Annotated in this window: 20 protein-coding genes and 1 tRNA gene; 9 read left to right on the top strand and 12 right to left on the bottom strand. The window is 61.7% G+C overall.

Going from position 1 to position 21,920, the window contains the following annotated elements:
* Positions 1-43 precede the first annotated feature (43 nt).
* A complete protein-coding gene (locus AC2FNS_RS02080) occupies positions 44-1,432 on the bottom strand; it encodes a metal-dependent hydrolase family protein (protein ID WP_496710715.1) in 1,389 nt (462 codons plus the stop codon).
* An 88-nt stretch (positions 1,433-1,520) separates the two neighbouring features.
* Positions 1,521-2,954 (bottom strand): amidohydrolase family protein, encoded by a 1,434-nt coding sequence (locus AC2FNS_RS02085; RefSeq protein ID WP_496710716.1) that lies wholly within the window; start codon positions 2,952-2,954, stop codon positions 1,521-1,523.
* Positions 2,955-3,280: 326 nt separating this feature from the next.
* On the opposite strand from AC2FNS_RS02085, the gene AC2FNS_RS02090 reads away from it, so the two are divergent.
* A complete protein-coding gene (locus AC2FNS_RS02090) occupies positions 3,281-4,168 on the top strand; it encodes a helix-turn-helix domain-containing protein (protein ID WP_496710717.1) in 888 nt (295 codons plus the stop codon).
* 1,447 nt (positions 4,169-5,615) lie between these two features.
* On the opposite strand, the gene AC2FNS_RS02095 is transcribed toward AC2FNS_RS02090, so the two are convergent.
* From AC2FNS_RS02095 to AC2FNS_RS02120, 6 genes are all read right to left on the bottom strand, one after another.
* A tRNA-Phe gene (locus AC2FNS_RS02095) sits at positions 5,616-5,690 on the bottom strand.
* A 79-nt stretch (positions 5,691-5,769) separates the two neighbouring features.
* Positions 5,770-5,952 (bottom strand): DNA gyrase inhibitor YacG, encoded by a 183-nt coding sequence (locus tag AC2FNS_RS02100; protein WP_496689214.1) that lies wholly within the window; start codon positions 5,950-5,952, stop codon positions 5,770-5,772.
* The gene (locus AC2FNS_RS02105) at positions 5,949-6,971 is read right to left on the bottom strand and encodes a ribonuclease E/G (RefSeq protein WP_496680424.1); all 1,023 of its coding nucleotides are present in this window, start codon (positions 6,969-6,971) and stop codon (positions 5,949-5,951) included. The genes AC2FNS_RS02100 and AC2FNS_RS02105 overlap by 4 nt, the downstream gene beginning before the upstream one ends.
* A complete protein-coding gene (locus AC2FNS_RS02110; RefSeq protein WP_496710718.1) occupies positions 6,968-7,546 on the bottom strand; it encodes a Maf family protein in 579 nt (192 codons plus the stop codon). The genes AC2FNS_RS02105 and AC2FNS_RS02110 overlap by 4 nt, the downstream gene beginning before the upstream one ends.
* Positions 7,547-7,557: 11 nt before the next feature.
* Positions 7,558-7,776, bottom strand: a complete 219-nt coding sequence (infA, locus tag AC2FNS_RS02115; RefSeq protein WP_005620785.1) for a translation initiation factor IF-1 — start codon at positions 7,774-7,776, stop codon at positions 7,558-7,560.
* Positions 7,777-7,864: 88 nt separating this feature from the next.
* Positions 7,865-8,740 carry a carbon-nitrogen hydrolase family protein gene (locus AC2FNS_RS02120; RefSeq protein WP_496797438.1) on the bottom strand — a complete coding sequence of 292 codons (876 nt, stop codon included), beginning with the start codon at positions 8,738-8,740 and terminating at the stop codon, positions 7,865-7,867.
* A 169-nt stretch (positions 8,741-8,909) separates the two neighbouring features.
* Between AC2FNS_RS02120 and AC2FNS_RS02125 the strand changes: the two genes are divergently transcribed.
* The gene (locus tag AC2FNS_RS02125; RefSeq protein ID WP_496710720.1) at positions 8,910-9,398 is read left to right on the top strand and encodes a hypothetical protein; all 489 of its coding nucleotides are present in this window, start codon (positions 8,910-8,912) and stop codon (positions 9,396-9,398) included.
* Here AC2FNS_RS02125 and AC2FNS_RS02130 read toward each other — a convergent pair.
* On the bottom strand, positions 9,395-10,024 hold the full coding sequence (locus AC2FNS_RS02130; protein WP_496710721.1) for a ribonuclease T2 family protein: 630 nt from the start codon (positions 10,022-10,024) through the stop codon (positions 9,395-9,397). The genes AC2FNS_RS02125 and AC2FNS_RS02130 overlap by 4 nt on opposite strands.
* 130 nt (positions 10,025-10,154) lie before the next feature.
* Here AC2FNS_RS02130 and AC2FNS_RS02135 point away from each other — a divergent pair, with 130 nt between their 5' ends.
* The gene (locus tag AC2FNS_RS02135) at positions 10,155-10,916 is read left to right on the top strand and encodes a DUF1013 domain-containing protein (protein WP_496710722.1); all 762 of its coding nucleotides are present in this window, start codon (positions 10,155-10,157) and stop codon (positions 10,914-10,916) included.
* Positions 10,917-10,970: 54 nt separating this feature from the next.
* A complete protein-coding gene (locus AC2FNS_RS02140) occupies positions 10,971-11,360 on the top strand; it encodes a hypothetical protein (protein WP_496803763.1) in 390 nt (129 codons plus the stop codon).
* 48 nt (positions 11,361-11,408) lie between these two features.
* On the opposite strand, the gene AC2FNS_RS02145 is transcribed toward AC2FNS_RS02140, so the two are convergent.
* Both AC2FNS_RS02145 and AC2FNS_RS02150 read right to left on the bottom strand, forming a co-directional pair.
* Entirely contained in the window at positions 11,409-12,440 is a 1,032-nt protein-coding gene (locus tag AC2FNS_RS02145; protein ID WP_496797437.1) for a permease, read from the bottom strand.
* Complete coding sequence (locus AC2FNS_RS02150) at positions 12,433-12,741, bottom strand: ArsR/SmtB family transcription factor (RefSeq protein WP_496680411.1); 309 nt, start codon at positions 12,739-12,741, stop codon at positions 12,433-12,435. Before AC2FNS_RS02150 ends, AC2FNS_RS02145 begins: the two co-directional genes overlap by 8 nt.
* 128 nt (positions 12,742-12,869) lie before the next feature.
* Between AC2FNS_RS02150 and pdxR the strand changes: the two genes are divergently transcribed.
* The 5 genes from pdxR to AC2FNS_RS02175 all read left to right on the top strand — a co-directional run bounded on the left by pdxR (position 12,870) and on the right by AC2FNS_RS02175 (position 20,956).
* Complete coding sequence (gene pdxR / locus AC2FNS_RS02155; RefSeq protein ID WP_496689230.1) at positions 12,870-14,330, top strand: MocR-like pyridoxine biosynthesis transcription factor PdxR; 1,461 nt, start codon at positions 12,870-12,872, stop codon at positions 14,328-14,330.
* A gap of 124 nt (positions 14,331-14,454) precedes the next feature.
* Positions 14,455-16,233, top strand: coding sequence for a sulfoacetaldehyde acetyltransferase (gene xsc / locus AC2FNS_RS02160; RefSeq protein WP_496710724.1), 1,779 nt, complete (start codon positions 14,455-14,457; stop codon positions 16,231-16,233).
* Between the two features lie 173 nt (positions 16,234-16,406).
* Positions 16,407-19,220, top strand: coding sequence for a molybdopterin oxidoreductase family protein (locus AC2FNS_RS02165; protein WP_496710725.1), 2,814 nt, complete (start codon positions 16,407-16,409; stop codon positions 19,218-19,220).
* 112 nt (positions 19,221-19,332) lie between these two features.
* Positions 19,333-20,082, top strand: a complete 750-nt coding sequence (locus AC2FNS_RS02170; protein ID WP_496803764.1) for a 4Fe-4S dicluster domain-containing protein — start codon at positions 19,333-19,335, stop codon at positions 20,080-20,082.
* A gap of 1 nt (position 20,083) precedes the next feature.
* Positions 20,084-20,956, top strand: coding sequence for a dimethyl sulfoxide reductase anchor subunit family protein (locus AC2FNS_RS02175; RefSeq protein WP_496680401.1), 873 nt, complete (start codon positions 20,084-20,086; stop codon positions 20,954-20,956).
* 57 nt (positions 20,957-21,013) lie between these two features.
* On the opposite strand, the gene dapA is transcribed toward AC2FNS_RS02175, so the two are convergent.
* Entirely contained in the window at positions 21,014-21,886 is an 873-nt protein-coding gene (gene dapA / locus AC2FNS_RS02180; protein WP_496803765.1) for a 4-hydroxy-tetrahydrodipicolinate synthase, read from the bottom strand.
* Positions 21,887-21,920 lie beyond the last annotated feature (34 nt).

A 21,920-nucleotide genomic window follows, 5' to 3' on the forward strand; every position in this document is an offset into this window, starting at 1 on the left:
TGTTTCGCTGGGCGGCCGAGGTAAAAAAAGCCGCGGAAGATCATCAGTTCAGCGTGTTTTTATAAATAACGCCGTCCTTCATGATCAGTCTTATTGTCGGGATGTCACGGGGACGCGGCTCGGCGTCGTACCATTTCTCGTTTCCGCCGATCACACCTATGTCTTCGAGGGGATTTCCATCGACAATCAGGATGTCGGCGTATGCGCCTTCTTTGATAACGCCAAGTGGACCCTCAAGATACGGATTTGCCTTGCCGGAAAACGCCATGAGCTCGCCTGCCGACGATGTCGCGGCAACCAGCATTGCGTGATTGCCGAAAAGCTCAGCGTGAAACCACTTCTCGTAGTCGAGTTGCGTCCTTAGCAACTCGCCCGTCGCGAACACGACATCAGTCTGAAAGGCCATCTTCGGGCGGATCGCCTTGACGTTCTCGACAAAGTCCTTGGACAGGTCGGTCGCGAGCGTCAGCTTTGCCTGGTTCGCGGGGGACTGCAGCCCGGGGTTCTGTTCGAGATAGGGAGAGATCCCGGTCATCTGCGCGACAAGGAACACGTCCTTGTCCTTCATCAGCTGCAGGGTCTCCCGGCTGGCGAAAAACCCGTGCTCGATACTGCGCACACCGGCATCGACCGCACGTCTGATGCCTTCGTCGGAGAAGACATGCACCGCGACATAAGTATCCCAGTCGGCCGCTGCCCGGACCGCCGTTTCGATCTCTTCAGGAAGGAATTGCAGCGTATGCAGGGGGTCGAGGATCGACGCCACACCGCCCCCGGCCATCAGCTTGATCTGCGTTGCGCCCTGGGACAGGTTCTGCCGAACCGCCGCGAGGACGGCATCCTCGCCGTCAGCCACCGTCGTGATGCCGAGACGTTGCGCGTTGCTGTCATCAGGATAAGGCGGCAGGTTCGGGTTCCGTTGCGAGCCGAAGCGCAGATCGCCGTGGCCGGATGTCTGCGACACGAATGCGCCGCTCGGGTAAATCCTCGGTCCTTCGACGAGGCCGGCATCGACCGTCTTCTTCAGGCCAGAGCCGCCACCGCCCATCTCACGAACGGTTGTAAAGCCACTGTAGAGATATTCGTTGGCCATATGCGCGGCGCGAGGGCCGATCTCGTCCCACATGCCACTCTCCATACCAGCGACACCGCCGGGCATATTCATGTAAAGATGAGTGTGCGCGTCGATCAGGCCGGGCATGAGGGTGCGGCCTTCACAATCAATGACTTCGGCACCCACGGCCGAGAGCGACGCATCCCCGATGGACGCGACAAGATTGTCTTCGATCAACACGTTGCGGCCTTTGGCGAGGCTGTCCGCGACACCGTCGAACACGTTGCAATTAGTAAACAAAAGCTGTCGCGGCTCATCTTGAGCGATCGCGCCTGAGGCGAGTGCAAACGACAGTACGACAATGAGAGGTTTTCGCATTGCGGTCCCCTGCAAATTTTCTGTTGAGCTTCTTTTGACCGCGGGGCGGCCGAGGTAGAAACCGCCCCGCGCGATCCAGATCAGATGATCATGGATAGACTTGCGGCTCACGAACCGCCGGGCGGTACATAATGCTGTCGCTCTCGACCAGCGTGTTCTTGTAGGCGCGACCATCCTTCATCACGAGTTGCAGCTTGCTCTCATCGAGGATCAGGTTGATGTCTTCCAAAGGATTACCGTCCCAGATCAGGATGTCGGCATAGCTGTCCGGCGCGATCCGGCCGAGGTGATAGGTCGGATAGGGATCTTTGGGCCCGGACCATTTCAGCACGATACCCGCGTTGCCCGTGTAGTGCTTCAGCGCCTGTGCCGGGCTGAACCCGACCGACGTGGGGCACACGATGTCCTCCTTGATCTTCTCAACCAGGCCGGGGCTGAACATGTCCGAGCCTCCGATGATGAACATGCCATAGTCGTTCATCCACTTGGACATGGCGCGTACGCCTTCGCCAACCGCCACGCCCTTGAGCTTCTGCTCGTGCGTGAAGAAGGCCGGCATGCTCTCGTAGGATCCGAAGGTATTCACGCTGACATAACACTGGAAACTCCAGACGATGTCTTTCGTTTCGTTGTATTTCGCCACCATGCGCTTGACCATGTCCTCCGAGATCAGGAAGCCATGCTCGAACGAGCGGGTGCCGAGCCGCAGGTGCCGGTCGTAGCTCTCGTCGTGATAGGCATGCACGGCGACATAGGTGCCATTGTCCCTGGCGATCTCGACGGCCCGGGCGACCTCGTCCTCGGCAAGCCCGAGGATCTCGAGCGGATCGAATTCGCTGGCCACGCCGCCGCCGCCCATGACCTTGAGAAACGCAGCGCCGCGCCGGAAGTTCAGGCGCGCCGCGCGGGTCACATCATCGACCCCATCGGTCACCCATGTATTCGACGTCAGCTGCCCCATGTCCTGACCGTTCTCAAGCGTGGCCGGCGGCACGTTGCGCCCCGCCCAGTCGCTGTGACCGCCGGTCTGGCCGATAGCGCCGCCCGACGAGTAGACACGCGGCCCCCGGACCAGGCCCATGTCGATGGCCTTGGCAATATCCAGTGGATCGCCGGCGATGTCCCGAATCGTGGTGATCCCCTTCATCAGCATGTGATCGTTCATGTACTGAAGCGCGATGGCACCGCCCGCCGCATCGTCCCAGCGGGTCTGATAGGCGGCCGTCCCCTCCGGCGGGTTCAGCATCACGTGCTGGTGCATGTCGATGAAACCGGGCGTCATCGTCTTGCCACCGACATCGACGACAAATGCGTTCGGCGCATCGATGGGGTCGGTCGAAACCTGCGTGATCGCGTTGCCTTCCACCAGCACGTTCGCCCCCATGATCAAATCGGGGCTGAAACCGTCGAACACGTTTGCATTGGTGAACAGAATCGGCGGCGGCGTATTTTCCTGCGAAACCGCAGGTGACGCGATCGCCAGCACTGCAACGACCGCCGTTGCGGTTATTGTCTTGGACATGATTTGTCGGACTCCCCTGGTCTTGTTTCGGCATGTGGGAGCCTCGGCCGATCATCGATTACTTTGTTTGAGTGTCTCGCGCACAGAAAAATCATAGGCGGCAATGTTAGCTCCTCGCACGAAAAGCGTACTAGGCGTGAAAGAGGCCGCCTAACAGTTTTTCGGTTTCAGGATGAAATGGTAAATTTGAGGTCGCAAAATGGTAAATGCCTTGCGATACTACGTTGTGTGCGCTCTGATGATGGCGGAAGGTGTTGGTCGCAGTCGTAAAACTTAGGTACGCGCTGAACTTCGCGATTGCCTGCGAAGACGCTGGCTGTGACCCAATGAAACTCCTGCAAGCTGTCGATATCGACGAACGTATGATACAAGAACCGGAGCTGATGATCGCGGAGCACCAGCTCTGGACAATCGCAAGCGAAGCCGCGACGAGCACCGGAAAATTCGACATCGGCTTTGATGCCGGATCCGTTTCCAGCGTGCAGATGCATGGCGCCCTGCGGCAACTTTATGATCAGAAAACACTTTTCGAACGCTTGGTCACCTTCTGCAAAATGGCGAAGCTGGAATACAGCAGAGCCGATTTCTTTGTTCGACCGGTCTGGAATGGTCTGGTTTTCGGCCGCAACGCCATTGCCGGCGATCGCGAGCAGATCCGGCAGGTTGAACTCTATGTCCTTCAACTCATGCTAGAAACCATCCGGAGTGCACTGGGACCGTCCTGGGCTCCGAAGCGGCTGAACCTACAGTCGGATCATCACCCCGACCTCGAATGGCTGGCCCAATCCGCGGAAGAAAGACTTCGGTTTGCTCAGCCGGTCACGGAAATCCACATCGAACGCGGGGAAATGGTTTCAGAGGCGGTCATTTTGCCCGATCCTGACACACATGATCAGATGGTTCCCACGACGCGCGCCATTGCCGCACTGGTCTGCACCTACCTCTACGATCCACGCTTGTCACTACAATTCATCGCACGGTTGCTTGGCCTAAGTGACCGTCACCTGCAGCGCGATCTTCAAAAAGAAGGGACCAGCTTTTCCGAAATTCTGTCCCGGGAACGGACAAAAGCCGCAATAGACATGCTGAAGGTGCCGGAGTTAACGATATTTGAGATATCGAAATCCTTGGGTTACTCCAACCAGGCGCATTTCACGCGAGCTTTCATCAGAAGCACAGGAATGACACCATCTCAATTCAGGAGAGGCGTCTAAACTCAAAACATCTCTGCAACCAACATCTGAAATTTCACTGGTTGACAATGAGCAAAGATTTTTTTTGGCTGAATGCAGCAGTTGAGCGTGCACCGAATGCGGGCTCCGCATGCTCGATGTTGGAGCTGCAATTTGGCTCTTAGGAAAAACTTTACCTTGGGAGCTTTTTCTGCCCTCAAGCCGATCAAACATACAACGCGTTTCCACAACTGGTGCTGACGAAGGGAGTAATTGGAAACAAAGGCAGACACCCGTCTACCGCAAACAATTGACCTGTTCGTCCGCATCTTGCTCGTTCGCCAATCTGACGCGCAATGTCAGATGACAAACAGCCATGCCCCCACATGACTGGAGCCACAACGCACCTCAGCAAAACCTGTTGCCCGCTGGTCCAAGAAATCCGAAGCCTTCTACAACAAACGCTGGTTTGTCGTTTACGGAGAGGGCAAGGCATGGCCGAGTATGTTGTTTTATAACGGGTTTCGACCGAACGGCAGGGGCGATCCGGCCTCGGGCTGGAAGCGCGGCGGACTATGGTGGAACAATTCCTGACACCCGCTGATCAGGTCATAGCCGAGTGTCTGACCGCGAGGGTTATGTGTCCAGCCGCATAGCCAGTGACACCACTGCGGCAGGAAAGAAACCGACCAAGGCGACAGCTCTCGCTGGTTCAACTTGATGACTACTGTCGCTGAGACCGTTGGCGATATTTGGGTTCACAAGGACGGGGACGAGCTTTGGTGGACGACCTCTTGAAGTGACGCACCTTCTTTCGAGAGGAAGACGGAACCCATCGAACGTGGGCGTGACGTGGCAATTTGCCAAAAGCCCTGCGAGCTTTGGTAGAACAAGTCAAAGAAGGGCATTCCACTGAGGTGGAACGAACTACACACCTAGGCGAAAGACTTCTTGTCTACTGAAGCCACGCTACAGTCTCTCAGTCCTTTGTACCGAGACTACACGTTGGCACTGATCGCCGGAGATGACCTAAGCAAGTGGCGCGACACCCCACTTTGGGCGGAACGAAGCGAAACCGCCAAGAAGGGGTAGCCCCGATCAAGTACGGGACGCAGACGGATAAGATTGCGTACCAGCGGGCTTCTGAGCTTTTTGAAGCGGCAGATGCCGCTGAACGCATGGCCCGTAGGAGCGACAACGGCAGCTGTGCTGGGCGTTTTGCTTTTTCCGTTGACCAGTTGAATAGCTCAGAAGCTTTGTGGTCGAACCACGCTAAAAAACGCTGTCTTCGAGTGTGTTCCAAAACACGGTGGGGCAAAGACTGTGTTGGGATTGCTGTGGTCAACACATTGATTCCAAACACTGTGTCCAATACAGCTTTTCAACCCGCAAACCCCTCAATCAACGCACTTCAAAACTGTGCGATGAGTGTGTAAAGCACAAAGTTAAAACTGTGCGAGGACTAGTGTTCTGATTTTGCTTTAAAAAGTGGTGCCCGGGGGCGGAATCGAACCACCGACACGAGGATTTTCAATCCACTGCTCTACCCCTGAGCTACCCGGGCACGGGAACGGCGTTTGCCGTTGGGTGCAGGCCTTCTATGACTTGCCAAACGCCGTGTCCAGAGGCTTTTTCAGATTTTTTCAGTGTGGGCGATCCTTGATTTCGACAGCATCCTGAATCTCACCATCAAGGTCTTCCTCGCGCTGCGACGGAACCGCATAGGAGCCGTTCAGCCACTTGGCCAGATCAATGTCCGCGCAGCGTTTCGAACAAAATGGACGAAACCGTTGGACCGTATCTTCTCCGCAGATCGGACAGCTCATTTCAGGACCTCCGACAATGGAATGCGGCCACGTTTGCGCTGCAACTCGAAATGCCCCAGCGGTGTCCAGCCGGCAAGAACGGTTTCTTCGCTGTCTGCCCTAAAGGCAGCGCGGAGTGCGGATTCGAATCCGCGCCGGTCTTTCTTGGGCATCGGCGCAAGGTCCAGCGTGATCTGCCCGCCCAGCCCCCGCACGCGCAGGGCACGCGGCAGTTCCTTGGCGCAGGCGAAATTGGCCTTTGTTCCCGCCGCCAGCGAGCTATCCGAACCGGTGTTCACGTCCACGGCCACCAACGCCCGGGTGGGCTCGATATACATATGCGCCCCACCCATCAAGGGATGGGATGCGCCGCGTGCGGTGTCCAACGCCTCGAGTACGCCATGGTCCGCGAACCCGCCCGCCTGGGTCGAAACCTCGGCGGGCTCCACCCATTCGCGCCAGGCGAGGACATGCGGCGCGTCACCCTGAGACAGCGTTTCCGGCGCGTTTCCGGTGTCATTCACGACCTGTTCGGCCAGCGCTCGCATGGCGGCGATGTCTTCGGCGATCTCATCGGCATCCGCGCCCTGGCAACCGGAGCGCAGGATCAGACCGAAGGGGCTGCCGTCCATCTGCTCATGCGCGATCACCAGCAGCCGGTCGCGCTCCTCGTCATCGCGGATTGAGCGGGAGATGTTCAGCCCGGGCGCATCCGGCGTGACGATGGCATAGCGGCTTTTGAACAGGATGCGGTTTGTCACCGGCAGGGCCTTGCCCGGCTCGGCATAACCCGTGACCTGCACCAGCAGCATTTCGCCCGGCGCCAACCCTTTGACCTGCCGAAGGAAAGCCGGACCATCCGGGGTGCTCAGGAACATTCCGCCCTGCCCCTTGACTGGCCGCTCGGCCCGGGCCCGATAGATAGTCCCAGGGGCAGGCGCATCGGCGGCGATCAGGAAATCATCCAGTTTGCCATCCACCATCAACGCGGCGGCTTCGCGGCCCTGAATGTGATCCAGGATGATCGTTCGACCTTTCATGATGCCTCGCGATACAGAGGGTAGCCGATGCCTTGCAACAGCCCGGCGGTTTCCGCCAGGGGCAGCCCGACGATCCCGGTGAACGAACCCGAGATCCATGGAATGAACGCACCCGCGGGACCCTGAATGGCATAGCCACCCGCCTTGCCCTGCCAATCGCCGGTGGCGAGATAGGCGTTGATTTCCACGTCCGAAAGACGCTTGACCTTGACTTGGCTGACAACGTCGCGTTGCAGCACCCGATCACCGCGACGCACCGCGACCGAGGTGATCACTCGGTGGCGACGTCCCGACAGGGCAAGCAGGAACTCGGCGGCCTGGCCGGCATCTTCGGGCTTGCCCAGTATGCGTCGGCCCAGCGCAACCGTCGTGTCGGCGCACAAGACGATATCGTCCGGGTTCGCCTGCACGGCATGCACCTTCTCGCGGGCAATACGCGCGCAATACCGCAAGGGCAATTCCCCCTTGCGCGGCGTCTCGTCGATGTCGGGGGCAGCAATCGTATCGGGCTGCAAGCCAAGCTGCGCCAGCAGGTCCAGCCGTCTGGGGCTGCCCGATCCCAGGATGAACGCCATTGCGGCAGGCGTTACTTGAAGCGGTAGTTGATCCGACCCTTGGTCAGATCATAGGGGGTCATCTCGACCTGAACACGGTCGCCGGCCAGAACGCGGATGCGGTTCTTGCGCATCTTGCCTGCCGTATGTGCGATGATTTCATGGCCGTTTTCCAGCTCGACCCGAAACGTCGCATTGGGCAGGAGTTCCTTCACGACACCGGGAAATTCGAGCGTATCTTCCTTGGCCATGTTGTCTCCATTGTTGCGTTGTCCCGCGGAATCCGCAGGTGTGCGCTTAAATGGTCCCCTTTTGCCAATTTTTCAAGGGCGGAATCGCCTAAAGGCGCGACAATGTGACCGATTGGACGCGGGGATCCTGTTCCGACCAGTGTGACCGGTTCAGAACCCCGCCATCAGCCCGCACATGTGCGATCGCGTCCAGATCGACCTCGGCATAGGTCCAGCCCGGCCGGTTCAAGCTGCCTTGTGCCAGAACGCCGGTTTCGGGGAAGCCCACATCGGGCGGGCCGAACACTCCGCCCATGCCGGTGTTCTTGTCGACCGCCTCAGACCAGTCATTGTCGCCGACCAGCGAGGCCATCGCGGTCACACATTGGTTTTCCAACGCCCGCGCCATCGCACCGATGCGAACGCGCCAATAGCCCGACAGGGCCTCGGTGCAGGACGGAACAAGGATAAGGTCCGCCTCGGACAGGGCGCGGCCGAGTAGAGGAAACTCGCTGTCATAGCAGATCAGAATGCCGATCTTGCCCAACGCCGTGTCGAACAGTTTCAGCGGCCCTCCCGGCGCGATTTTCCAAGGGGTGCGCTCGAACCGGGTCATGATCTGCTTGTCCTGGTGGTCGTGGCCACCGGCGGGCGAGTAGAACGCGGCCCGGTTCACGGGGCGGCCCTGCCCTGCATTCACCGGTGCGGACGCGCCCAGAATGTACGCATTGTACTCGACAGCAAGGCGCCGGTGCAGGGTGTGGACTTCCTCCATCCGGTCGGAAACGGCCTGGATCGAGCGCTCCAGGTCGCCGGCCACCTCAGCACCATCCAGAGTTGACAGCTCCATTGCACCGTATTCCGGGAACACCAGCAACTGCGCGCCCTGCCCCGCGGCCTGCGCAACCCAGTCGGCCAGCTTGTCTTCATACTGCGCCCAACTATCCAGCCAGCTGAGAGGGTATGCGGCGGTGGCAAGTTTCATCCTGCGGGTCCTGTCCAACGAATTCGCACGAACTGTATGGGCGGGATTGCCGGGTGTACAGGTCCTTCGGCAGGGCGAAAGGTCCCGGATCGAGTCGCGATCCGATTGAAATCTGACGATACTTCTCTAACCTGCGGGTCTGAACCCTGTTTGCCCGGAGATTCCGACCATGACCCGCGTCATCGCGCTCGTTCTTGCCGCCTTCACCGCCACCTCCGCTTGGTCACAGCAGTTGATAGACAAGGGGTTCGTCGAAGGCTGGAACATCATGATGGATCCCAATCTGGGTAACGGCTGCCTGATCCAAACGGTGTATCAGGACCTGTCGGTGGTGCGTCTGGGCTATGACGCGCTGGACAATCGGGGCTATTTCACCGTTTTCCACAAGGGTTGGGGCGACATCGAGCCCGGCAAATCCTATCCGATTCGGTTCGAGTTGGATGGCAAGAGCTTTGACGCCACCGCCATCGGCTTCAAGCAGGATCGGGTGCCCGGTGCGACCGTGTTCTTCACCGACCGGAACTTTGTTACCGCCATCGCTCGGAACAAGACGATGACGGTCTACAATCCGGCGGGCGAGCGGGTTTTGGCGATCGACCTGAAAGGCACCGCCAAGGCACTGGACTATGCCCGCGACTGCCAGAACAAGAAGCTCTAGCGAATCGGATCGAACACCGCGTCCGAGGCGGTACAGTCCCGGATCACGTCCCGCCCGCAGGGCACCGGGTCCAGTTCACGCGACATGCAGATGCGCACTTCTTCGATGTATCCGCTGTTGCAGGTGACGGTGATCATGTCCGGCTCCAGCCCCGGGTTGGCTTTGACAAAGGCCTCCTCGACCACGCGCGCCGGCAGTTTGACCGGCTTGTCCAGCTTGCGGAACACCGCGGGGCGGTTGATGCGCTCATAGGCCTGCCGCGACAGCGCGTAATAGTCTGCCGCGGACAGGCCCGAACAGGTGCCGTGTTTCTTCCACTGATGCCAGGCCAGGCCGGAACTGCCCTGAATATCCTGCATTTCACGGGTCATCCCGCGAGAGGGCGGCGCTTTGGGCGTTGGGCAATACGACGGCCAGCCTTGGTGATATTGCGGCCACAGCCCGTGCAGGATCCAGCCGTGATCGTGGCGCGCATCGCATTGGTCGGACCCGCGCGCGTCGCCCTCGCGGGCGCACCAGTTGGGCGACCAACTCAGCGACAACACGTAATAGTCGAATTTCCCTGCCTTCTCGCCCTCGGCCAGCGCGGCCACCGCACTGAACGCCCACAGAACCACCCAACGCATTCGCCTCTTCCCTTCCGGCATTTGCGCGACTATATACGCCCCGAGTTCCCCGACAACGGAAACCTGCCCCAAGACCTCGGGGCCGCCGAATTCCGGCGACGGGACAGATGTATTCAAAGGAGACGGGCTCATGGCAAAACCCCTGATGGCCAAGGCGACCGCCGTGTGGCTGGTGGACAATACCACGATCAGCTTCAAGCAGATCGCGGATTTCGTGGGCATGCACGAGCTGGAAATTCAGGGCATCGCCGATGGCGATGTGGCCGCCGGCGTCAAAGGGTTCGACCCGATCGCCAACAACCAGCTGACCCAGGAAGAGATCGACAAGGCCGAGAAGGATCCGCTGCACAAGCTGAAGCTAAAGTTCAACCCGGCCGCGGCCGGCGAGGAAAAACGCCGCGGGCCTCGCTATACCCCGCTGTCCAAGCGGCAGGACCGTCCCAACGCGATCCTGTGGCTGGTCAAGTTCCACCCCGAACTTTCCGACGGCCAGATCTCGAAACTGGTCGGCACCACCAAGCCGACGATCCAGTCGATCCGCGAGCGCACCCACTGGAACATCGCCAACATGCAGCCGATCGATCCGGTGGCTCTGGGCCTGTGCAAACAGTCCGAACTGGATGCAGCCGTTCAGAAGGCCGCTGCCAAGAAGGCCGCCGAAGGTGGCGTGATGAGCGATGACGAGCGCCGCAAGCTGGTCTCGACCGAACAGTCGCTGGAGATGGACGCCGCGCCCAAGATCCCCACGGCAATCGAGGGGCTGGAAACCTTCTCGTTGTCCGATGACGACGAAGAAGAAAAGGACGCGGAACCGATCGTCGATGCCGACAGCTTCTTCAACCTGCCCAAGGGCGGTGCCGAAGAAGACGACGAGGATGACCATCGCAACTAATCAGATTTGGGCCCCGACCGCGCAGGTACGGGGCCTTTTTCATCGGAACGGATTATGCTGAACATACTGTCCAAAGTCGTCGGGCCGCACCGGGCGGTCTCGATCTACGCATTCATGAAAACCAAGGGACTGATCATTCTCGGTGGCGTCAGCGTCATCGGAGTGGCGGCGGCCCTGCTGTTGCTGAGCGGTGATGGCAGGCATGAACACGAGGCCTTCCTGACCGTGCCGGTCCTGTCGGCGACGCCGATCAACGGTGACCTGAAGAACGGGGTGATTGCTTCGGTGCGCCTGCCGGATGGGTCTGCCGCTTCGATCACGGCGACCGAGGCCCCGATCGCGCAGACCGTCGGCACGACCGCCTGCATTGAAAAGCGCGTCTACATGGATAGCGGCGAACCGCGATACCGGTTCAAGCTGCCGAAATATTGCGCGGGCAGTTGATCGGCCGGCGGGCTACGCCACCCGGACCGTCGCCGGGTGGCATGCGTTTCACAGCATCTGGAACAGGAAACCTGCCGCGATCGCGCCGCTGATGCCAAGGCCCAGGTAGGCCGCAAAGACACGTGCTTTGACCAGCGACCACACTGCAGCCATGGCCGGGATCGAGCTGACCGCGCCCGCGATCATGAACGACATGGCCGCGCCGGCGCTCATCCCCTGTTCCATCAGCCCGGCCAGCAGCGGCGGCGCGACATACGAGTTCAGATAGGCGGGCATGCCCACGAAGGCCGCGATCACGATCGGAACCACGCCCTCGCCCCCGACCGCGCGCGCGATCAGGTCCGCCGGAACATAGCTGACCAGTAGCGCCTCGAGCACATAGGCAAAGGCCATCCATTTCAGAAGGAACAGGGCATTCTGCACGAATTCGGCCCGGAACCGGGCGCGGCGCTCGGGCACCTGCCAGAACTTCCACACGGGCTTCTCGTTTTGCTTCGGGGCGCAGCCACAGCATCCGGCCGGCTCGTACCGGCGCAACGGCCGGGCGAACGCCCCGCGACGCATCAGAAAGCGCACGGCAAAGCCTCCGAACAGGCCCAAGGCCACCGCGGCCGCGGCCTTGCCGATGGCAAAGGGCCAGCCCAGCGCACCGGCGGTGATCAGCAGGGTCGGCGGGTCGATCAGAGGCGAGCTGAGCCAGAACGCCATCACCGCCGACAACGGCGCGCCAAGGGCCAGCAGGCCGGCGATGAACGGAATCACCTCGCAGGAACAGAACGGCGCCAGCCCGCCGAACAGGGCGGCCAGAAAGATCATCCGGGCTTCGCGCCCCTCAAAGGCGCGGGCCACCATCGTTTCCGCTCCCGTGGCCTTGAGATACGAAAGCAACAGAACCGCAAACAGGATGTACTGACCGGTATGCGCCAGCGCCCTTCCCGCGAAGCTGACGACAGCGACCCAATTGCCCGGGTCCAGCACGGCAACCAAGGCAAGGATCGCCACAATCGGCGCCCAAGGGGTCTTGAGATAGTCGGTCAGGCGCTTGCCAGCCGCCTTTGGGGTCTGCGTCAACTCAGCCATCGTTGGCGGCCTTTCCTTGCTGGTCCGCGCAGCATTCGCTGAGAATGAACTGCGCGAGGTTCTTCAGTTCGTGGAAACAGGCCCGGTTGATCGTGCTGCGCCCCACTTTTTCCTGTTCGACCACGCCGCCGGCGGCCAGAAACCGCAGGTGATGGGCCAGGGTCGACGGGGCGATGCCGGTCCGGCTCTGGATTTCTCCGACGCTCAGCCCGTCTTCGCCGGCGCGCACCAGGGTCTTGAGCACCTGCAATCGGGCTTCGGACCCCATGGCCGAAAACCCTGCTGCCGCTTTTTCCCACATGCTCTACCCTCCATTAAACTAAATTTCTAGTTTTATAGAATTATTATCAGAGACATGTCAATGCCGGAAGAGGGTGATCAAGGATAAGTCCAGATTGCCCGCACCTTAGGTCCACCCTATAACGAGGTATGGGGATTTCAGTTGACACCTTCTTTCTGAAGCCGGACGGGCAAGGCACGCTGCAGGCGCAGATCCAGCAGATGATCGCCGAGGGCATCCTGTCGGGGCGATTTCACGTGGGCGAAAAGCTGCCCTCGTCACGCAAGCTGGCCGCACATCTGGGCGTCAGCCGCATCACCGTGACGCTGGCCTATACCGAGCTGCTGGCGAATGACTATCTGACGGCCAGGGGGCGATCGGGCTATTATGTGTCCGAGAACGCGCCGGTTCCGCCGAAATACACGCCGGTCCAGCGCGGCGCCGAGACTGTCGACTGGGACAGGGCGCTGGCCCGCCGGTTTTCGGACGGCGACGTTCTGACCAAACCGCAGGACTGGCGGGACTACCGCTATCCGTTTATCTACGGTCAGCCCGACCGCACCCTGTTCGACCATGCCAACTGGCGGCTGTGCGCGGTGCGAGCACTGGGGCACAAGGATTTCGACTCACTGACCGGCGACTATGTGGATCAGGACGACCCGCTGCTGGTCGAATTCATCGCCCGCCACACGCTGCCCCGCCGTGGCATCGCGGCCCGGCCCGAGGAAATCCTGATCACGCTGGGCGCGCAGAACGCGCTGTGGCTGACCTCGCGCATCCTTCTGGGACACGGGCGCAAGGCAGCGATCGAAGATCCCAGCTATTACGCGCTGCATGAATTGCTGCGCTGCTCGGATGCCACCATGGCGGCGCTGCGCGTCGATCAGGACGGGCTGCCGCCTGACGCCATCCCCGATGACACCGATGTCATCTACACCACGCCCAGCCACCAATGCCCCACCACGGCGACCATGCCCGTGGCGCGGCGCCACGACCTGCTGGAACGCGCCCGCGCGCTGGACGCAATGATCGTCGAAGACGACTATGAATTCGAGATGGCCTTTCTAGGCGCCCCCTCCCCGGCGCTCAAGTCCTTGGACAAGGACGGCCGCGTGATCTATGTCGGCAGTTTCTCCAAATCGCTGTTTCCGGGTCTGCGGCTGGGCTACATGGTCGGGTCCGAGGCCTTCATCCGCGAGGCGCGCGCCCTTCGGTCGCTGGTGTTCCGGCATCCGCCGGGCCACATCCAGCGCACCGCGGCCTATTTCCTGTCGCTGGGGCACTATGACGCCCAGATCCGCCGCATGTCCAAAGCCCTGTTGCACCGCCGGCAGACCATGGAAGAGGCCATCGAGCGGCACGGGCTGACCGTCGCCGGACGCGGGGTGTTCGGCGGTTCGTCGATGTGGATGCGGGCCCCCGACCATGTCGATACCGCCGAACTGGCGCGGCAGTTGCAGAAACAGGGTGTTCACATCGAACCCGGCGCGCCGTTTTTTTCCGGCCCGAACCGTCCGCGCAACTTCTACAGGCTGGGCTATTCCTCGATTTCGTCCGACCGCATTCCCGACGGGATCGCCAGGATCGCCGGGGCGATTCAGGCAACCTGACCGCGCTCTGGACCTAAGCCGATTGCCCGACTGGCCCTAACCCGGTGGCCGGCATTGCGCCAAAACCTATGGCGACCCAGGCGGCGCGCCTGCCTGTTTTCACCCCTGTTCGGAGATCGCCCAGATGAAAATGACCACGGAAGAGGCCTTTGTAAAAACGCTGCAAATGCACGGGATCGAACATGCGTTCGGGATCATCGGTTCGGCCATGATGCCGATCTCGGACCTGTTCCCCAAGGCCGGAATCATGTTCTGGGACTGCGCTCACGAAGGATCGGCTGGCATGATGGCCGACGGCTACACCCGCGCCACCGGAAAGATGTCGATGATGATCGCCCAGAACGGCCCCGGCATCACCAACTTCGTCACTGCCGTGAAGACCGCCTACTGGAACCACACCCCGCTGCTGCTGGTCACGCCGCAAGCCGCGAACAAGACCATCGGTCAGGGTGGCTTTCAGGAAGTCGAGCAGATGAAACTGTTCGAGGACATGGTCGCCTATCAGGAAGAGGTCCGCGACCCGTCGCGCGTGGCCGAGGTGCTGAACCGGGTCATCATGAAGGCCAAGCGCGCCAGCGCCCCGGCCCAGATCAACATCCCGCGCGACATGTGGACCCAGGTGATCGACATCGAACTGCCCGCCATCGTCGAGTTCGAGCGCCCCTCGGGCGGTGAAACCGCCGTGGCCCAGGCGGCCGAGCTGCTTTCGAAGGCGAAGAACCCCGTTATCCTGAACGGTGCCGGCGTGGTTCTGTCCAAGGGCGGGATCGAAGCCTCGAAGGCGCTGGCCGAGCGTCTGGATGCCCCGGTCTGCGTCGGCTACCAGCACAACGACGCCTTCCCCGGCAGCCACCCGCTGTTCGCCGGCCCGCTGGGCTACAACGGGTCCAAGGCTGCAATGGAGCTGATCAAGGAGGCCGACGTTGTGCTGTGCCTCGGCACCCGCCTGAACCCGTTCTCGACCCTGCCGGGCTATGGCATGGAATACTGGCCAGCCGACGCCAAGATCATCCAAGTTGACATCAACCCCGACCGAATCGGCCTGACCAAGAAGGTCACCGTGGGCATCGTGGGTGACGCGGCCAAGGTGGCGACCGGCATCCTGAACCAGCTGAGCGACACCGCGGGCGACGAAGGTCGCGCCGAACGCAAGGCGAAGATCGCCGAAAAGAAATCGCGCTGGGCCCAGCAGCTGACCAGCATGGACCACGAGGACGACGACCCGGGCACCACCTGGAACGAGCGCGCCCGTGCCGCCAAGCCCGACTGGATGAGCCCCCGCATGGCCTGGCGCGCCATTCAGGCCGCCCTGCCGAAAGAGGCCATCATCAGCTCGGACATTGGCAACAACTGCGCCATCGGCAACGCCTATCCGTCCTTCGAGGCGGGCCGCAAATACCTCGCGCCGGGCCTGTTCGGCCCCTGCGGATATGGCCTGCCGGCCATCGTCGGCGCCAAGATCGGCTGCCCGGACGTGCCGGTCGTGGGCTTTGCCGGTGACGGCGCATTCGGCATCGCGGTGAACGAACTGACCGCGATCGGCCGCGAGGAATGGCCCGCCGTGACCCAGATCGTGTTCCGCAACTACCAGTGGGGCGCCGAGAAGCGGAACTCGACCCTGTGGTTTGACGACAACTTCGTGGGGACCGAGTTGGACACCAAGGTCTCGTATGCCGGCATCGCGCAGGCCTGCGGCCTGAAGGGCGTGGTGGCCCGCACCATGGATGAACTGACCGCAGCCTTGGCACAAGCGATCGAAGATCAGAAAAACGGCATCACCACCCTGATCGAAGCCTTGATCAACCAGGAACTGGGCGAACCGTTCCGCCGCGATGCGATGAAAAAGCCGGTGGCGGTGGCCGGCATCAGCCGCGACGACATGCGGCCGCAGACCGGCGCCTGACGCGACCGGGCGCCTGAAACCCGATCATCGCCCGGGCCACGGGCGGTGATCCGCACGTCGACGCACCGGCCCGAACGGCGCAAGCCTCTGGATCGGGACGGGGAATTGCCTAGAGTAGCGTCAAGATAGAACCGCCTGCGCAACATTGGCGGCCATGAGCCACAGGGAAACACATGAGCCAACCAAAGCTGGATACGTCACCCGAAGTTTCGGACGAGGTCCGCAAGACCACCTGCTACATGTGCGCCTGCCGCTGCGGGATCAACGTGCACCTCAAGGATGGCAAGGTCGCCTATATCGAGGGCAACCGCGACCACCCCGTGAACAAGGGCGTGCTGTGCGCCAAGGGCAGCGCGGGGATCATGCAGGTGAACGCCCCGTCCCGGCTGCGCAAACCGCTGCGTCGCGTCGGGCCGCGTGGCTCGGGTGAATTCCGCGAAATCGAGTGGGACGAAGCGATCAGCACCGCCGTCGGCTGGCTGCACGAACTGCACGAAACCGCACCTCAGAAACTGGCGTTCTTCACGGGTCGCGACCAAAGCCAAAGCTTCACCTCGTTCTGGGCCCAGAATTTCGGCACACCAAACTATGCCGCGCATGGTGGGTTCTGTTCGGTCAACATGGCGGCAGGCGGAATCTATACGATGGGGGGTGCTTTCTGGGAATTCGGACAGCCCGACTGGGACCATACCAAGCTGTTCATGCTGTTCGGGGTGGCCGAGGATCACGACAGCAACCCCATCAAGATGGGGATCGGCAAGATCAAGGCGCGCGGCGCACGCGTGATCGGCGTGAACCCGGTCCGCTCGGGGTACAACGCGGTTGCCGACGACTGGGTGGGGATAACTCCGGGCACCGACGGGCTTTTCATCCTGTCGCTGATCCATGTGCTGATGAAAGCCGGCAAGATCGATTTGGACTATCTTAGCCGCTATACCAACGCACCCGTTCTGGTGAATGCCCAGGAAGGCCCGGAAAAGGGTCTGTTTCTGCGCGACGCTGACGGCAAGCCGCTTGTGATCGACCGCATTACCGGGCAGCCTGCGGCATTCGACAAACCCGGCGTGCGCCCCGACCTGTCGGCGCAATACACACGCGATGGCGTCACCCACAGGCCGGTCTTCCACCTGATGGCCGAACGTTACCTCAGCGACGAATACGCGCCGGAAGCCGTTGCCGACACATGCGGCATCCCGGCCCAACGCATCCGGGCCATCGCCGCCGAACTGGCCCGCGTCGCCTTTGACGAGGCGTTCGAGCTGGACCAAGAATGGACCGACTTCCGCGGCGAGACGCACAGCAAAATGGTGGGGCGGCCGGTCAGTTTCCATGCCATGCGCGGCATTTCGGCCCATGCCAACGGGTTTCAGACCTGTCGTGCGCTGCACAGCCTGCAGATCCTGCTGGGCACGGTCGAAGTTCCCGGCGGCTTCCGGTTCAAACCGCCCTATCCCAAACCCGTCGAGGCCCACCCTACACCACATGGCGATCGCCGCCCCGGCCGACCGCTGGATGGTCCGCATCTTGGCTTTCCCCGCGGCCCCGAGGACCTTCTGCTGGACGACTGCGGCACGCCGCAGCGCATCGACAAGGCCTTCACTTGGGAAAACCCCATGTCAGCCCACGGGCTAATGCACATGGTGATATCGAATGCGGCGGCGGGTGATCCCTACAAGATCGACACGTTGTTCATGTACATGGCGAACATGTCGTGGAACTCGACCATGAACACCAGCGGCGTGATCGAGATGCTGACCCGCCGGAACGAAGACGGCAAATATGCCATCCCGCGCATCATCTACTCCGATGCCTATTCCTCGGAAATGGTGGCTTATGCCGACCTGATCCTGCCCGACACCACGTATCTCGAGCGTCACGACTGCATTTCGCTGCTCGACCGCCCGATCTGCGAGGCCGACGCCGCCGCCGACGCGATCCGCTGGCCGGTCATCGAACCCGACCGCGACGTGCGTGGCTTTCAATCGGTTCTGATCGAACTGGCCAACCGCATGAAACTGCCGGGCTTCACCAACGAGGATGGAAGCCCGAAATGGACCGACTATGCCGACTACATGGTCAACCACCAGCGCAAACCAGGCATCGGCCCGCTGGCCGGCTTCCGCGGCGCCGATGGCTCGCAGGTGGGGCGCGGCGATGTGAACCCCGACCAGCTGAACCGCTACATCGAAAACGGTGGGTTTTTCGTCGAGCACATTCCCGATGCGGCGCTCTACTACAAACCCTGGAACACTGCGTATCAGGACTGGGCGGTGGGAATGGGCCTGTATGACAGCCCTCAACCCTACCTGTTCCAACTCTATTCCGAGCCGATGCGCAAATTCCAGCTGGCCGCTGAAGGTCACGGCGACCGCCAGCCGCCCGACCACCTGCGCGACCAGATCAGACACAAAATGGATCCACTGCCCATCTGGTACGAAACCGACCAGACCGGCAACGATGGCTATACCATCAACGCCCTGACCCAGCGCCCGATGGCAATGTATCACAGCTGGGGCAGCCAGAACGCGTGGCTGCGCCAACTGCATGGACGCAACCCGCTTTATGTCCCCACCAAACTGATGCGGGAGCACGGGCTGAAAGACGGCGACTGGGCTCGCGTCACCTCCCCACACGGCGAAATCACTGTGCCGGTCATGGAGATGGCCGCGCTCAACGAAAACACCGTCTGGACATGGAACGCCATCGGCAAACGCAAGGGCGCCTGGGCCCTGCAGCCCGACGCGCCCGAGGCGAACAAGGGCTTCCTGCTCAACCACCTGATCCACGAACTGCTGCCGCCCAAGGGCGACGGCCTGCGCTGGGCAAATTCCGACCCGATCACGGGACAGGCCGCCTGGTTTGACCTGAAGGTCAAGATCGAAAAAGCCGAAACACCGGCAGACGCCCAAAGCCAACCGGAATTCCCGCTAATCAAATCTCCGGTCGGCACCGGCCCCAAGGATCTTGCGTGGAAGGTCGGCAAATGACCCTGCCCCGTCCTTCATCTGGCCCGAAATATCCCGGGGGTGAATTGAGCCGCCAGGCTCAAGAGGGGGCTGGCACCCTCACCTCTCCCGGCCCGGAACACGAGCAGACACTATGACCCAACTCCCCCAATCCACCGAACGAAAGATGGGCCTGGTCATCGACCTGGACACCTGCGTGGGCTGTCATGCCTGCGTGATCTCCTGCAAGGGCTGGAACACCGAGAATTACGGCGCCCCCCTGTCCGATCAGGACGCCTATGGAGCCGACCCCTCGGGCACATTTCTGAACCGGGTGCACTCCTACGAGGTGCAGCCGGCGGAAGGTGCCGCCCAACTGATCCATTTCCCCAAATCCTGCCTGCATTGCGAGGATGCGCCCTGCGTCACCGTCTGCCCAACCAGCGCCAGCTACAAGCGGGTCGAGGACGGGATCGTGCTGGTCAATGAAAGCGACTGCATCGGTTGCGGCCTGTGCGCCTGGGCCTGCCCATATGGCGCGCGCGAACTGGACGCCGCAGAGGGCGTCATGAAGAAATGCACCCTGTGTGTCGATCGCATCTACAACGACAACCTGCCCGAGGAAGACCGCGTTCCCGCCTGCGTGCGGACCTGCCCCGCGGGCGCCCGTCATTTCGGCGACCTGGGCGACCCCGACAGCGAGGTCAGCCAACTGGTGTCCGAGCGCGGCGGCATGGATCTGATGCCTGAAATGGGCACCAAACCCGTCAACAAATACCTGCCACCCCGCCCCAAGGACACGGTCGAAGACCAGATCGACATCCTGGCGCCCCTGCTGGCGCCGGTCGCCGACGAGCCGAAGGGCTTCCTTGGCTGGCTGGACAAGGCATTGGAGAAGCTCTGACATGCATCCCGCACCCTCTGTCATCGTGTTCACAACCCTGTCGGGGCTGGGCTTCGGCCTGATGTTTTTTCTGGGGCTGGGCTTGCCGAATGTCTCGGGTTGGGTGGCGTTCGTGTTCTTCGCCATCGCCTATGCGCTGGCGGTGGGCGGGCTTCTGGCCTCGACCTTTCACCTCGGCCATCCCGAACGCGCGCTCAAGGCGTTCACCCAATGGAAGACCAGTTGGCTCAGTCGCGAGGGCTGGTGCGCGGTTCTGGCCCTGATGGTCATGGGGCTCTATGCTATCGGCGTGATTTTCCTCGGCCAGCGTTGGGCCGGGCTGGGCCTGCTGGGATCGCTGCTGTCGCTGGCGACCGTATTCACGACTGCGATGATCTACACGCAGCTCAAGACGATCCCGCGCTGGAACATGAAGCTGACCCCGGCCATGTTTCTCAGTTTCAGCCTGGCGGGCGGGGCGCTTTTGGCGGGGCAGACGGCCCTGGCCATTCCACTGCTGCTGATCGCGGCCCTGATCCAGATCCTGTACTGGCGTCAGGGCGACCAGGCTTTCGCGAATGCGGGCACCACGCTCGCCACGGCCACCGGTCTGGGCGACCGCGGCACCGTGCGCGCCTTCGAGCCCCCGCATACGGGCACCAACTATCTGCTGCGGGAGTTCGTGCACGTCGTCGGACGCAAACATGCCGAAAAGCTGCGGGTGATTTCCTTTGGTCTGGCCTTCGTGCTGCCCGTGCTTCTGCTGGCGCTACCGTTCAACCACCTGTTCGCCGCGCTGGCGGTGCTGTCGCACCTTGCTGGCGTGGCCGTTTCCCGATGGCTGTTCTTTGCCCAGGCCGAACATGTGGTCGGCCTGTACTACGGCAAGCGCTGACGAGAGACCCCCGGCCGCTCACTCCCGGAGGCAGGCGGGCGGACCGCCCGCGCCGGATCAGAGAAGGCCCGCGTGGCACATCGCCGCGTCGATGGCCTGCTTTGTGCCGTCCTCCAGCGTCGTCAGCGGCGAGCGCACCTCTTCCGAGCACAGGCCCAGCTTGCTGAGGGCATATTTGGCACCGACAAGGCCGGGTTCGATGAAGATCGCCTCGTGCAGCGGCATCAGGCGGTCCTGGTACTCCAGCGCCGTGGCGTAATCGCCCGCCAGTGTTGCCTGCTGGAACTCGGCACACAGTTTCGGCGCCACGTTCGCGGTGACCGAGATGCAGCCGACCCCGCCATGGGCGTTGAAGCCCAGCGCCGTCGCGTCCTCGCCCGACAGTTGGATGAAATCGGTACCGCAGGTGGCGCGCTGCTGGCTGACCCTGGCCAGATCGCCGGTGGCGTCCTTGACGCCGACGATCCGCGGCAGCTGGGCCAGTTCGCCCATCGTCTGCGGGGTCATGTCGATGACCGACCGGCCGGGGATGTTGTAGATGATGATCGGAATGTCGGCGCAGTCGTGCAAGGCGCGGAAATGGGTCAACAACCCCCGTTGGGTGGGCTTGTTGTAATAGGGCGTCACGACCAGAGCGGCATCGGCGCCGACCTTCTGCGCGAATCGCACGAAGCGGATCGCCTCGACCGTGTTGTTCGACCCGGCCCCGGCAATTACCGGCACGCGCCCCGCGGCGGCCTTGACCACCTCGGCCACCACGGTTTCGTGTTCCTCGTGGCTCAGCGTCGGGCTCTCGCCGGTCGTGCCCACCGGCACCAGACCGGTCGACCCTTCGGCAATCTGCCATTCCACCAATTGTTTGAGCGTATCCAGGTCCAACTCGCCGTTGCGGAACGGGGTGACAAGAGCTGGCATCGAGCCTTTGAACATGGAACGCTCCTTGAGGTTCAATCGTGTGATGTGC

Source organism: Ruegeria sp. BHSA191 (assembly GCF_059613325.1).